The organism is Aliidiomarina shirensis (assembly GCF_003987345.1).
In the GTDB taxonomy this organism is placed as follows: Bacteria; Pseudomonadota; Gammaproteobacteria; order Enterobacterales; family Alteromonadaceae; genus Aliidiomarina; species Aliidiomarina shirensis.
Window position 1 is genome coordinate 255,517 of the sequence record NZ_PIPP01000001.1, and the last position, 12,883, is coordinate 268,399.

Consider the following 12,883-nt stretch of genomic DNA (forward strand, 5'->3'; position numbering starts at 1 on the left):
CAGTAGATTAAACTAGTGCTTATAGATGTGATTGTGGGAACTATTTGTTCTCGCCGCCTTGCGGCACTATTTGAATCGCATGAAGCCCTTTAGGGCCTTCTTCAAGCTCAAAATCAACTTCTTGGCCTGCTTTCAGTGTGCGATATCCTTCCATTTGAATTGTGGAGTAATGTGCAAAGATATCACCACTGCGATCTTCGGATTCTATGAAACCAAACCCTTTTGAGTTATTGAACCATTTGACTTTACCGGTAGCCATACTTCTACTTCCTTCTTGCGTATAATGTGTTGTTGTATGTTCACGTAACGCACCTTTTATTATTGGAGTGGTGCGTGATAAGGGCTACAGATTTTCGGAGACCACTAGGTGATTAATTGTTATAAAAGCCCTGTGTATTTCCCTAAACTTGAAAACTGCAGCAAACAGTACCATGTGTTAATTTAGATAAGACTAAAAAATAGTCAAGTGATCTTGTGCAATTTTGTTACATTTTTTTAACGAAAAAGATTTGAATGGCGCTAACCATCTTTTAAAAATCTGGCTATATTAAAGGTAGAAACAAGTAACGTATGAGTAAGTATAGTGATTCCATTCCTGAGCATCACTTAGATGAGGCGGTGAAAATTGATTTACAGCCTCCTTCTATGTATCAGGTGATGTTGATTAATGACGACTACACACCCATGGATTTTGTCATTGATGTGTTGGTGCGATTTTTCCGATTGAATATGGAAGCAGCAACAGAAGTAATGCTACAAGTCCATGAGCGCGGAAAAGCCGTATGTGGTGTGTACTCTGCAGAAATTGCAGAAACCAAGGTGGTACAGGTGAATCAATATTCCCGTGAACACCAGCATCCTCTGCTCTGCACCATGGAGCAGGCATGATTTGTGAAGTAAGGAGAGCAGTATGCTGAACAAAGCACTCGAAATTTCGTTGAATGATGCATTCCGAATCGCTCGGGATCGTCAGCATGAGCTGATGACCGTTGAACACCTCTTGGTTGCACTTTTAGAAAACCCTGAAGCATCTGAAGCATTGCGCGCCTGCGCCATAAACTTTGCGGTATTAAAAGATGAGTTGCTTACCTATATTGAACGCAGCACGCCGAAGTTTGCAGAAGAAGATGAGGGAGAAGGGGAAACCCAACCTACGTTAGGCTTTCAACGCGTGTTACAACGTGCGGTATTTCATGTTCAATCATCTGGGAATTCTGAAGTAACAGGGGCAAACGTTCTCGTTGCGATTTTTAGTGAACAGGAATCACAAGCGGTTTACTTGTTGAATAAACACGAAGTAACTCGGCTTGATGTGGTTAATTTCATTTCTCATGGAATTTCCCGGATCGAAGACGAAAGCTCGGCACCGCAAGAACAAGCAACAGGAAACAATGATGAGCAGGAACAAGGCTTTTTAGCGCGGTTCTGTGTGAATCTGAATGCTCGTGCTCAGGCTGGTAAAATAGACCCGCTTATCGGCCGTGAGGAAGAGTTAGAACGTACTGTACAGATTCTCTGCCGTCGGCGTAAAAATAATCCATTGTTAGTGGGTGAAGCGGGTGTTGGTAAAACGGCGATCGCTGAAGGATTAGCATGGCGTATTGTGGAAAAAGATGTTCCTGAAGTAATTGCCGATGCGGTTATCTATAGCCTCGATATGGGTGGCCTATTGGCGGGCACGAAGTATCGCGGTGATTTTGAAAAGCGCTTCAAGGCATTGCTAAAAGAATTGAGCAAACAAAAACACGCTATTCTTTTTATCGATGAGATACACACCATTGTAGGCGCGGGTGCAGCATCGGGCGGCGTTATGGATGCCTCGAACTTGCTTAAGCCGTTGCTTACCAACGGTGAATTGAAGTGCATTGGTTCAACTACCTATCAAGAATATAAGAATATATTTGAGAAGGACCGCGCCTTGGTTCGTCGTTTTCAAAAAATCGATGTGCGTGAACCTTCAGTAGAAGATACCACGCGAATCCTTATGGGCTTGCGTGATAAATATGAGGCACACCATGGTATTCGCTACACTCAGCCAGCCATTCGAGCTGCAGCCGAATTAGCGGCAAAGTATATTAACGAGCGTTATTTACCCGATAAAGCCATTGATGTGCTTGATGAAGCCGGCGCAAGCCAGCGCTTGTTACCACCGTCCAAACGCAAGAAAACCGTAGGTGTTGGTGATATTGAAGCCATCATTGCTAAAATTGCTCGGGTTCCCGCGCAATCTGTATCGCGAAACGATCAAAGTATGTTGAAGCAGCTAGATCGGAATTTAAAAATGGTTGTTTTTGGCCAGGATGCGGCCATTGATAGTTTAGTTTCTGCCATACGGTTATCGCGTTCAGGCCTTGGCGGTGAACATCAGCCGGTGGGCTCGTTCTTATTTGCGGGTCCTACTGGTGTTGGTAAAACGGAAGTAACCCAACAATTAGCCAAAGCGATGGGTATTGAGCTACTCCGCTTTGATATGTCTGAATACATGGAACGGCATGCTGTAAGCCGTTTAATTGGCGCACCTCCTGGTTATGTGGGGTATGAACAAGGCGGCTTGTTAACTGAAGCGGTTATCAAGAACCCCTATAGTGTGGTGCTTTTAGATGAGATAGAAAAAGCCCATAGCGATATATTTAATATTTTGTTGCAAGTTATGGATAACGGTACGTTAACCGATAACAATGGCCGTAAAGCCGATTTTAGAAATGTTGTTGTAGTGATGACAACTAACGCCGGCGTGCGGGAAACCGAACGTACATCGATTGGTTTCCAGCAGCAAGATAATAAATTCGATGCATTGTCGGAAATCAATAAAGTGTTTACACCCGAGTTTCGAAACCGTTTGGACGGAATCATTTGGTTTGAACACTTGAATACAGAGGTTATCCTTCAGGTTGTTGATAAATTTATCTGCGAACTGCAAGCGCAACTCGATAAGAAAGGTGTTTCCTTAGAAGTTGAAAAGAGTGCTCTGGAATGGCTCGCCGAGAAGGGATATGACCGTGCCATGGGTGCAAGGCCAATGACTCGCATAATCCAAGAGCATCTGAAAAAACCATTGGCAAACGAAATATTGTTTGGCCAATTGAATCAGGGCGGAAACGTGAAAGCACGTTTGAATGAGAGTGGTGATGAATTAGCATTTGTTTACGATAATGCTAATGAGGCCGTACCTTCATAAAGCTGTTCGTGGAAGCGTGCGCTAGATCGCAGATACGAAAAAACCCAGCTAATTATGCTGGGTTTTTTGTTCTCGGGCCGTTACTAGTGCTAGCTATCTCGTTAGTAACAACTAGCACTGCTGTTAATGTGAATATTAACGAGCGCGGAAAACGATACGGCCTTTGCTTAAATCGTACGGAGTAAGCTGCACGGTAACTTTGTCACCGGTTAGAATACGAATGTAGTTTTTGCGCATTTTCCCAGAAATATGCGCAGTAACCACGTGCCCGTTTTCGAGTTCAACGCGGAACATGGTGTTTGGCAGGGTGTCTAGAATCGTACCCTGCATTTCAATGCTGTCTTCTTTCGCCATTAAATCCTCTGTATTCTTTATTGACCGAGCTGCAATCGAAGTGCTTGGCCGTTTTTAAGCGCGAGGGATTTTACCGCTTTTTTAAGCTAATTGCCAATATCTAACGCATTCAATTCAGATGCTTGTAAAAAGTGGGGCGGAATAACTTGAGTATTTACCGCTAATTCTTGGATAAAATCCTCGCGGGCTAGGGTTATCGCGCCCATATTGCTCAAATGTTGGCTTTCAATTTGGCAATCGATAAGGGCTAAACCGCCCGGTGTTAAATGATCACGTAATGCAATAAGTGCAACCTTCGAAGCATTGGCTTGCAGGCTGAACATGCTCTCACCACAAAACACTTGCCCCACCAGCACGCCGTAAACGCCACCTACCAAGGTTTGGTCTTGCCATACTTCGATAGAATGAGCATGCCCTGCGTGATGAAGAGCAACATAAGCCGCTACCATTTCATCCGTAATCCAAGTGCCATTGCCTGGCCCGCGTGGAATGGTTGCGCATAAATGGATAACTTTCTCGAAAGCTGTATTTAACGTTACCCGATAAGGCTGCTTTTTAAGAAATTTGCGTAAACTTCTGTTGATATATAATGCGTGTGGTTGAATAACTGCGCGCTCGCTTGGGCTCCACCACAATATCGGATCATTATCACTGAACCACGGGAAAATACCGTGCTGATATGCATTCAGTAAGCGCGGAACAGATAAACAGCCACCAACAGCCAGAAGACCATCAGGATCTTTGAGTGCTTGGGATACGCTTGGGAAGGGGAAATCGCTTGGGGTATCATCTAAACCGGTGAGAAAGCTCATGAAATTAATTCTCGCAGCGATTTAAATTAAGAGCCAGCGCATAATGAGGCTGGCTCTTAATTAGAGGTTGGCCGAATTATTTATCGTTATCAAGCGCATCAAGAAAGCGTTCTGCATCAAGCGCAGCCATACAACCAGTACCAGCCGATGTGATTGCTTGGCGATAGATATGATCGCTTACATCACCGGCTGCGAAAACGCCTGGGATAGATGTTTGCGTAGCATTTCCATGCAAACCTGATTGCACTTTCAAATAACCGTTTTCCATATCAAGCTGTTCGGTAAACATTTGCGTGTTTGGCTGATGGCCAATAGCAATAAATACGCCTTGGACATCAAGTTCTGACGTGCTGCCATCACGGAAATCTTTCATGCGAATACCGGTAACGCCCATTTGGTCGCCAAGTACTTCATCAAGAGTTTGATGAAGATGCAAAACAACATTGCCATTTTCAGCTTTCGCCATTAACCGATCAATCAATATTTTCTCGGCACGGAAACTATCACGGCGGTGAATTACATGAACTTCTTCAGCAATGTTAGATAAGTACAGGGCTTCTTCAACAGCGGTATTACCGCCGCCCACCACACATACTTTTTGACCACGATAAAAGAAACCATCACAGGTGGCACAGGCGCTTACGCCGCGGCCTTTGAACGCATCTTCAGAAGGTAACCCTAGATATTTTGCAGAAGCACCAGTAGCAATAATCACTGCATCAGCAGTGTATTCAGCTGAATCGCCTTGAAGGCGAAACGGGCGTTGGGTGAAATTAACACTGTTAATGTGATCAAATACAATTTCAGTATCAAAACGTTCTGCGTGTTGTTGCATACGCACCATCAAATCCGGGCCGGTTAAGCCTTCAGGATCGCCAGGCCAGTTTTCAACTTCAGTAGTGGTGGTTAGCTGGCCACCTTGTTGAATGCCGGTAACTAATACAGGATTGAGGTTTGCGCGCGCTGCATAAACTGCAGCAGTGTAACCTGCCGGGCCCGAGCCCAAAATCAGAAGTTTGCAGTGCTTCACTTCAGCCATGAATACAACTCCACTGTTCTTATTCGAAAAAAATTTGAGGGTTATTGTAGGCACATGTTGTACAAGCGTAAAGAGCCGGTTTAAAACCGGCTCTTATTAATTTGTACGCTTATCGCAACGGTTGCCCGTTAGGCTAGATCTTAATTGCGTGCATTGGGTCTAAATACTCAAGGCCTAAACGCTCACCGAGGTCATCGTGAATGGCTTTGTATGTAATGTAACCTTTATGCATATTCAAGCCATTACGCAGGTTTGCATCGTTGGCAAGCGCATCAATACCTTTATTCGCAAGGGCGATACCGTACGGCAGAGTAGCGTTGTTTAGAGCGATAGTTGAAGTACGCGCAACACCACCTGGCATATTCGCAACGCAGTAATGCACTACATCGTCGATAACGTAGGTTGGATCTTGATGGGTAGTGGCTTTTGACGTTTCAAAACAACCGCCTTGATCGATCGCTACGTCAACCAGCACTGAACCTGGCTTCATATTCTTAATATGATCGCGGGTTAATAGTTTTGGTGCAGCTGCGCCTGGAATTAAAACCGCCCCAACAACTAAATCGGCTTCGCGAGAATATGCATCAATCGCATCAACCGTGGAATAAACAGTTTTAATGCGGCCACCAAAGATATCGTCGAGTTCACGCAAGCGTGGCAATGAACGATCGAGAATTGTTACTTCAGCACCAAGACCAACCGCCATTTTAGCGGCTTGTGTTCCTACAACGCCGCCACCGATGATCAAAACTTTCCCCGGAGCAACACCCGGAACGCCACCTAACAAGGTACCGCTGCCGCCGTGAGCTTTTTCTAAGTTATGCGCACCGGCTTGAATTGCCATACGGCCAGCAACTTCACTCATTGGCGCTAACAACGGTAAACCGCCACGGTTATCGGTAACGGTTTCATAGGCAATAGCCGTAACGCCTGCTTCTGCTAGCAAACGTGTTTGTTCTGGATCCGGCGCAAGGTGTAAATAGGTGTACAGAATTTGCCCTTCGCGCAGTTGTTTACATTCGCCTGGCTGTGGCTCTTTTACTTTTACGATCATATCGGCACTAGCAAATATTTCTTCTGGCGTATCAATGATTCGTGCGCCGGCATTTTCGTAATCTTCATTCGTGAAACCAATGGCCAAGCCGCCATCGCGTTGAATGATGACATCATGGCCGTGTTCAACATACTCACGGACCGCTGCAGGGGTTAAGCCAATGCGATACTCGTGGTTTTTAATTTCTTTAGGTACACCAATCAACATAACGTTTAGAGCCTCAAGTTTCAGTGGTTTTCTATACTGTTTCGTAAGAACAATACAGATGTAAAATTTGGGCAAAGTATAGCTCAGCTCAATCCGGAGTGACCTACTTTTTTCGGGTGCAAAATAGCGTGTTTATGCTATATTTAGTGTTAATTACAGTTAAATATGCTGGCAGATATGAAAGATAACGATAAAGTAACTATCGATAGGCTCGACCGTAAAATTTTACGCATCCTGCAGGAGCGTGGCAGAATATCCAATGTGCTTTTGGCAAAAGAGGTGGGATTAAGCCCAACTCCATGCTTAGAGCGCGTTCGCAAGCTTGAGCGGCATGGTGTGATTAAGGGATACCATGCCCGAATAGACCCCGATAAACTGGGCACGCCGTTGCTTGTTTTTGTAGAAATAACCTTAAGTAAAACATCGTCAGATGTTTTTGCTGAATTTAGCGATGCGGCACGGAAAACCGATGAGATTTTAGAATGCCATCTAGTTTCGGGAGATTTCGATTTTTTACTAAAAGCACGCGTTGCCGATATGGCTGCTTATCGAAAATTATTAGGGGAAACCCTGTTAAATATGCCCGGTGTGAATGAATCACGAACCTATGTAGTGATGGAAGCGGTAAAACAAGAGAATAAAGTAGTGATAAAAGGCTGAACTTGGTAATCTTTTCGGTAGAATGATAAATATCGAGTTAATTCGGCGCATCAGTAACAACTATTAGAATAGCGGAGCATTATGAACGGCGTACAGCGGCTACTGGAAACCGGCTTGATACTGTGTGGGGCACTAGCAATATTCTTGCTTACCTCGCTACTCACGTTCAATCCTGCAGATCCGGGTTGGTCTCAATCCAGCCACACTCAAGATATTCAGAACGCAGCCGGCGCAATCGGTGCTTGGTTCGCAGATATTTTATTGTTTGCGTTTGGTGCACTGGCGTACAGCATTCCTTTTGTTGTTGCTGGCTTTGGCTATGTTGTTTTTCATCGGCCGCGGCGTTTAATTAGCTTAGATTACCTCACCTTAGGCTTGCGCTTAGTGGGTGTATTGTTATTTCTTCTTGGCGCTACTGGGCTGGCGAGTTTAAATATTCAGCCTGTATTTAATTTTTCTCCCGGCGGGTTACTCGGCGACGTCATTACCGGCGCAATGCTGCCATACTTCAATTTGGCAGGCACATCTTTAATTTTGCTAACCTTTATTCTCACGGGAATTACCCTAATCACTGGGATTTCCTGGATTGGCTTAGTGGATAAGTTGGGTGAATCGGTGATTATTGCCAGCCTTTGGGTTTGGAACGGTGTTAAAAAGTTATTTTCGACCGATAGCAAGGTTACAAAACGAAAGCCGAGTACCTTAAAATCGCCATCTAGTTCAGAACCCGAAGAAAGCGATTTAGCCTCGAAAAAGCAGGATAAAACCTCAAAACCTAGCTTATGGGCGCGGATAAGCGCCAAGTTCACGCGTAAACCGAAGGCGAGGAGCACCGCAAAAGCTTCTGGTAGCGCGCGAGATAATGACGACAATTGGGATAATATGCCGTTGGCGCATGGTCGCTTAGCTGATGAGCCGGAAGATTTACCTTCAATGAGCTCACATCAAGCTGAGGACATCAGTGATGAAGCTTTGTGGTCGAATATTGACGACGAACCACCGTTTGACATAGAGGATAAACCAGCGCCTGAGGTGTTACGCAAGCAACAAAACGTAGTGCCGATGGCCAAGAAATCCACGGCTGCAAGTCAATCAAAAACATCCTCGCAAAATGGAGCTGATTCTGATGGCCCGAAATGGGTAAGTGAGTTGCCAGCAATCAGCTTACTTGATAGAGCAAATCGCACTGAAAATCCAATTAGCCAAGAAGAATTAGATCAGGTGAGCCGCACGGTTGAAGCTGTTCTGAAGGACTTTGGCGTTGATGTTCAAGTAGCTGGGGTTCAGCCCGGGCCTGTGGTCACTCGCTTTGAGCTTGATCTGGCACCTGGCGTAAAAGTAAGCAAGATTTCAAACCTAGCAAAAGATATCGCGCGCTCACTTTCGGCGATCGCAGTTCGGGTTGTGGAAGTGATCCCTGGTAAATCTTATGTTGGCTTAGAGTTGCCAAATAAAAATCGTGAAATTGTACGTTTGAGCGAAGTAATTGAGAGTGAGAGCTTTGGCAAATCAGGTTCTCCCTTGAGTATGGTGTTAGGTAAGGACATTGCGGGCAAACCGGTTACCGTTGATTTAGCGAAAATGCCGCACTTGTTGGTAGCTGGAACCACCGGTTCAGGTAAATCCGTAGGGATTAACGTAATGATTCTGAGCATGCTATATAAATCGCAGCCAGAAGATGTACGTATGATTATGATCGATCCGAAGATGTTAGAACTATCGGTTTATGATGGTATTCCGCATTTATTAACGGAAGTAGTAACGGATATGAAAGACGCCGCCAATGCTTTGCGTTGGTGTGTGGGCGAAATGGAACGGCGCTACAAGCTGATGTCGGCTTTGGGTGTACGTAATCTCAAAGGTTACAATCAGAAGGTACTCGAAGCGATTGAAGCCGGTGAACCCTTACGTGATCCTATTTGGAAGCCGGGTGATTCGATGGATGAGCGCGCGCCTGAGCTAGGCAAGCTACCCTACGTAGTCGTGGTGGTTGATGAACTTGCCGATATGATGATGATTGTTGGCAAAAAAGTAGAAGAGTTGATTGCACGGATCGCGCAGAAAGCTCGGGCTGCCGGCATTCATTTAATTCTTGCTACTCAACGGCCATCGGTAGATGTTATTACCGGTTTAATTAAAGCCAACATTCCAACGCGTATTTCATTCCAAGTGTCTTCAAAAATAGATTCTCGTACTATTCTTGATCAAAGTGGGGCAGAGCACCTGCTTGGTCAAGGGGACATGCTGTATATGCCTCCGGGCTCCGGCGTTCCGGTGCGGGTGCATGGTGCGTTTGTGGATGATCACGAAGTACATGCGGTAGTTGCTGATTGGAAAAAACGTGGACGACCCAATTACCTAGAAGAAATTCTAAAAGGCGACCAAGGCGACGACAGCCTACTGCCCGGTGAATCAAGTGATGACGATGTAGAATCAGATGCGCTGTATGATGAGGCGGTAGCATTTGTAACGGAAACCCGCCGTGTATCGGTATCGAGTGTTCAGCGTAAATTCCGTATTGGTTACAATCGAGCGGCTCGTATTGTAGAACAAATGGAAGTTTCCGGTGTCGTATCTTCAGCTGGGCATAACGGTGCCCGTGAAGTAATAGCACCTAAACCACCGAGGGAATTTTGATGTATCGGAAATTAGCTTCCGTAATGAGCATAAGTGTTTTGTTATCGGGGATGGTGTTGTCCTCACTTACGAGCACAGCGTATGCTGCAAATGATGTGTTACAAGCGCAACTTGAGGGCATGCAAAGCCTACAGGGTACGTTTGTGCAGGAAGTATATGATAACGATGAGTTACTGCAAGAAGCAGCGGGCACATTCTACTTAGAACGCCCGGCACGCTTGCGCTGGGTAACAGATGAGCCGGATGCTTCGGTGTTAGTAGCGGATGGCGAAACCATCTATTTTTATAATCCATTTATTGAACAGGTAACCTTGTACACCCAAGCGGATGCGATGCAAGCGAACCCGCTTTTGCTATTACTTGATGCCAATGCAAATTGGGATAACTTTGAGGTTCGCGATATCACATCAGAGCAGAATAGCGATTCCCAGACAGCGGCGATGCAGTATTGGCAAATTAACGATTTGCAGGCGTATGGTTCAAGTTTGGTTTTGGGCTTTGCCGACGATCAGTTACAACAATTAATTGTGGATGATGGCCAGGGGCAGAAGAGCATTTTCCATTTGCGTATTACGGCACAGAACGAGCCTATCGATGCAGAGCAGTTTCGTTTCAACCTGGCTCCCGGAATTGATGTTGACGACCAAAGGGAGTGAAGGTTGAACGATTTCATGCCGTTAGCCGCACGCATGCGGCCGCGAACACTTTCTGAATACGTTGGCCAACAACACATTCTCGCCTCTGGCAAGCCCCTGCGCAAATCACTTGAGCAGGGGCATTTGCATTCTATGATCCTGTGGGGCCCTCCGGGCACTGGGAAAACCACACTGGCGGAATTAATGGCAGAGGTGGCTGATGCGCATGTAACACGTATTTCTGCGGTTACATCGGGTGTGAAAGATATTCGTGAAGCGATTGATGCCGCAAAGAAGCGCCAAAGCGATGGCATGTTTCAACAGAAAACTTTGTTGTTTGTTGATGAAGTACACCGTTTTAATAAAAGCCAACAAGATGCGTTTTTACCGCATATTGAAGATGGCACCATTATTTTTGTGGGTGCTACCACCGAGAACCCAGGCTTTGCTTTAAATAATGCGTTGCTTTCTAGAGCGCGCACGTACCGGCTGCAAGTACTCTCAGAACACGATTTAGGCTTAGTTCTTGACCAAGCGCTAGAAGATGATACTCGTGGCTTAGGTAAACGACATCTAACGTTGAGTAGCGATGCTCGCGAATATTTATTTCGCGTTGCTTCGGGTGATGCTCGGCGCTTATTGAATTCAATTGAAATTGCCGCGGATTTTGTGGCCGACGGTGAAACCATCAGTGCCGCGCTACTAGCCGATGCCGTAGGCGAAAAAGGCGTATTGTTCGATAATAAAGGCGATCTTTACTACGATTTACTCTCCGCTTTTCATAAATCGGTACGTGGATCTTCGCCTGATGGCGCACTGTATTGGTATTGCCGCATTTTAGCGGGCGGCGGCGATGCGCTTATTGTTGCTCGACGTTTACTTGCTATCGCTTCAGAAGATATCGGCAATGCAGATCCACGTGCTCTGCAATTGGCATTAAATGCTTGGGATACCTATCATCGTGTAGGCCCAGCCGAGGGTGAGCGGGCTATCGCGCAAGCTACAATCTATTGTGCAAGTGCAGCGAAAAGTAATGCGGTATATAGCGCATTTAACGAAATGCTGGCACTTGCCAACGATGGTGAATCGTATCCAGTGCCAGAGCATTTGCGCAATGCCCCCACTAAAATTCATAAGCAAGAAGGCTATGGGGCGGAGTACCAATATGCACATAACCATCCTCAGGCCTATGTGGCCGGCGAATCTTACCTACCGCCAGAACTCGCTAATAAGGTTTATTATCAACCCAGCGATCGCGGTTTAGAGCTGAAAATCAAAGAAAAGCTCGATCGGCTACAGCAACTCGATAGCCAAAGCTCTTGGCAACGTTGGCAAGACTTCAAACCATGATGTGGCTGTATATAGCCCTTGGCGGAGCACTCGGCGCGGTTAGCCGATATTGGTTAACGCGCCTTAGTATGTGGCGTTTTGATTCCAGTATACCCGCAACTTTTGGCGTTAATGTTGTTGGCGCTTTTCTCTTAGGCTTGGTGTTGGCACTCATTAATGTTCGCAGTCAGCAAGGCTTATCACCACAAGCAGCTACCCATGCATTTGTATTCTTTGAGTTCGGTTTGTTAGGCGGTTTCACAACGTTTTCCACCTTTATTCTTGAGTTCCAGAGCTCGCTCAAAGAAAAGCCGGTGAGGGCCTTTTTATATATGAATGCGAGTGTGCTGGTATGTGCATTTGCTATTGCAATGGGGTATTTCACCGTGGCAGGAGGCTACTTTGGCTAGCGTAAAAGTACCTCGCGCTAAAGTTAACCTTAGGGAATTGCTGTGGTTCAGCATCGCCGTTGCACTTGGTGGTGCCTTAGGTGCTTTGATTCGCGCCTTTGTGCAGTTGAGCTATCAGGGGCAAGTAGGGGAGTTAATGTTATACGCCAGCAGTGATTTTCCCGTTGCCACTGTGCTGGTAAATGCCGCCGGCTGTTTTGGTTTGGGTTTGGTAACGGCAAGGCGCTTATTTTTAACGACAAGCACGGAAAAACAATTATCGGACGCATGGTTTCTATTCTTTAGTAGCGGCTTATTTGCGGCGTTAACAACCTTTTCAGGGTTCAGTAAAGATTTGTTACAGTTACTAACCGAACCGGTGATAATCGCCGGGTTTGCGGTTTCAAATCAAGTTGCGGCACTCGGGTATTTACTAATATCTATTTTATTTGGTTTATTTATGCTCATGCTTGGTTTCTTGCTGGCTCGGAATCGGTATAATTCAGCTTATAAATTTAAATGATGTGGCATTTGTGGATAGTTATTTAGCAAGATACACAATGCGGCAACTCCACGATCAAAGAAGTGA

General features: G+C 45.6%; 13 protein-coding genes. 8 read left to right on the forward strand and 5 right to left on the reverse strand.

The annotated features are described in order from the left end of the window. Window positions 1–40 precede the first annotated feature (40 nt). Complete coding sequence (cspD, locus tag CWE13_RS01165) at window positions 41–259, reverse strand: cold shock domain-containing protein CspD (protein ID WP_126805511.1); 219 nt, start codon at window positions 257–259, stop codon at window positions 41–43. Between the two features lie 311 nt (window positions 260–570). Between cspD and clpS the strand changes: the two genes are divergently transcribed. Both clpS and clpA read left to right on the forward strand, forming a co-directional pair. Continuing rightward, window positions 571–888: an ATP-dependent Clp protease adapter ClpS gene (gene clpS / locus CWE13_RS01170; protein WP_126805512.1), complete on the forward strand. Its 318-nt coding sequence runs from the start codon at window positions 571–573 to the stop codon at window positions 886–888. Window positions 889–910: 22 nt separating this feature from the next. After that, the gene (gene clpA, locus CWE13_RS01175; protein ID WP_126805513.1) at window positions 911–3,178 is read left to right on the forward strand and encodes an ATP-dependent Clp protease ATP-binding subunit ClpA; all 2,268 of its coding nucleotides are present in this window, start codon (window positions 911–913) and stop codon (window positions 3,176–3,178) included. 135 nt (window positions 3,179–3,313) lie between these two features. On the opposite strand, the gene infA is transcribed toward clpA, so the two are convergent. The 4 genes from infA to ald all read right to left on the reverse strand — a co-directional run bounded on the left by infA (window position 3,314) and on the right by ald (window position 6,644). Further along, the gene (infA, locus tag CWE13_RS01180; protein WP_007419779.1) at window positions 3,314–3,532 is read right to left on the reverse strand and encodes a translation initiation factor IF-1; all 219 of its coding nucleotides are present in this window, start codon (window positions 3,530–3,532) and stop codon (window positions 3,314–3,316) included. Between the two features lie 86 nt (window positions 3,533–3,618). Further along, window positions 3,619–4,344 (reverse strand): leucyl/phenylalanyl-tRNA--protein transferase, encoded by a 726-nt coding sequence (aat, locus tag CWE13_RS01185; protein WP_126805514.1) that lies wholly within the window; start codon window positions 4,342–4,344, stop codon window positions 3,619–3,621. A gap of 76 nt (window positions 4,345–4,420) precedes the next feature. Then, on the reverse strand, window positions 4,421–5,383 hold the full coding sequence (gene trxB, locus CWE13_RS01190) for a thioredoxin-disulfide reductase (protein WP_126805515.1): 963 nt from the start codon (window positions 5,381–5,383) through the stop codon (window positions 4,421–4,423). 133 nt (window positions 5,384–5,516) lie between these two features. Next, complete coding sequence (gene ald, locus CWE13_RS01195; protein ID WP_126805516.1) at window positions 5,517–6,644, reverse strand: alanine dehydrogenase; 1,128 nt, start codon at window positions 6,642–6,644, stop codon at window positions 5,517–5,519. Between the two features lie 177 nt (window positions 6,645–6,821). Between ald and lrp the strand changes: the two genes are divergently transcribed. From lrp to CWE13_RS01225, 6 genes are all read left to right on the forward strand, one after another. Then, window positions 6,822–7,304 carry a leucine-responsive transcriptional regulator Lrp gene (gene lrp, locus CWE13_RS01200; protein WP_126805517.1) on the forward strand — a complete coding sequence of 161 codons (483 nt, stop codon included), beginning with the start codon at window positions 6,822–6,824 and terminating at the stop codon, window positions 7,302–7,304. Between the two features lie 81 nt (window positions 7,305–7,385). Next, window positions 7,386–9,941: a DNA translocase FtsK gene (locus CWE13_RS01205; RefSeq protein ID WP_126805518.1), complete on the forward strand. Its 2,556-nt coding sequence runs from the start codon at window positions 7,386–7,388 to the stop codon at window positions 9,939–9,941. Continuing rightward, window positions 9,941–10,597, forward strand: coding sequence for an outer membrane lipoprotein periplasmic chaperone LolA (gene lolA / locus CWE13_RS01210; RefSeq protein WP_126805519.1), 657 nt, complete (start codon window positions 9,941–9,943; stop codon window positions 10,595–10,597). Before CWE13_RS01205 ends, lolA begins: the two co-directional genes overlap by 1 nt. 15 nt (window positions 10,598–10,612) lie before the next feature. Continuing rightward, window positions 10,613–11,926 carry a replication-associated recombination protein A gene (locus tag CWE13_RS01215; RefSeq protein WP_126806133.1) on the forward strand — a complete coding sequence of 438 codons (1,314 nt, stop codon included), beginning with the start codon at window positions 10,613–10,615 and terminating at the stop codon, window positions 11,924–11,926. Continuing rightward, on the forward strand, window positions 11,923–12,315 hold the full coding sequence (locus tag CWE13_RS01220; protein ID WP_126805520.1) for a fluoride efflux transporter FluC: 393 nt from the start codon (window positions 11,923–11,925) through the stop codon (window positions 12,313–12,315). Before CWE13_RS01215 ends, CWE13_RS01220 begins: the two co-directional genes overlap by 4 nt. Beyond that, window positions 12,308–12,817, forward strand: coding sequence for a fluoride efflux transporter FluC (locus CWE13_RS01225; protein ID WP_157980915.1), 510 nt, complete (start codon window positions 12,308–12,310; stop codon window positions 12,815–12,817). Before CWE13_RS01220 ends, CWE13_RS01225 begins: the two co-directional genes overlap by 8 nt. Window positions 12,818–12,883 lie beyond the last annotated feature (66 nt).

Coding starts and splice junctions, on each gene's coding strand:
- cspD (WP_126805511.1), bottom strand. CDS start 259: ATGGCTACCGGTAAAGTCAAATGGTTCAATAACTCAAAAGGGTTTGGT.
- clpS (WP_126805512.1), top strand. CDS start 571: ATGAGTAAGTATAGTGATTCCATTCCTGAGCATCACTTAGATGAGGCG.
- clpA (WP_126805513.1), top strand. CDS start 911: ATGCTGAACAAAGCACTCGAAATTTCGTTGAATGATGCATTCCGAATC.
- infA (WP_007419779.1), bottom strand. CDS start 3,532: ATGGCGAAAGAAGACAGCATTGAAATGCAGGGTACGATTCTAGACACC.
- aat (WP_126805514.1), bottom strand. CDS start 4,344: ATGAGCTTTCTCACCGGTTTAGATGATACCCCAAGCGATTTCCCCTTC.
- trxB (WP_126805515.1), bottom strand. CDS start 5,383: ATGGCTGAAGTGAAGCACTGCAAACTTCTGATTTTGGGCTCGGGCCCG.
- ald (WP_126805516.1), bottom strand. CDS start 6,644: ATGTTGATTGGTGTACCTAAAGAAATTAAAAACCACGAGTATCGCATT.
- lrp (WP_126805517.1), top strand. CDS start 6,822: ATGAAAGATAACGATAAAGTAACTATCGATAGGCTCGACCGTAAAATT.
- CWE13_RS01205 (WP_126805518.1), top strand. CDS start 7,386: ATGAACGGCGTACAGCGGCTACTGGAAACCGGCTTGATACTGTGTGGG.
- lolA (WP_126805519.1), top strand. CDS start 9,941: ATGTATCGGAAATTAGCTTCCGTAATGAGCATAAGTGTTTTGTTATCG.
- CWE13_RS01215 (WP_126806133.1), top strand. CDS start 10,613: ATGCCGTTAGCCGCACGCATGCGGCCGCGAACACTTTCTGAATACGTT.
- CWE13_RS01220 (WP_126805520.1), top strand. CDS start 11,923: ATGATGTGGCTGTATATAGCCCTTGGCGGAGCACTCGGCGCGGTTAGC.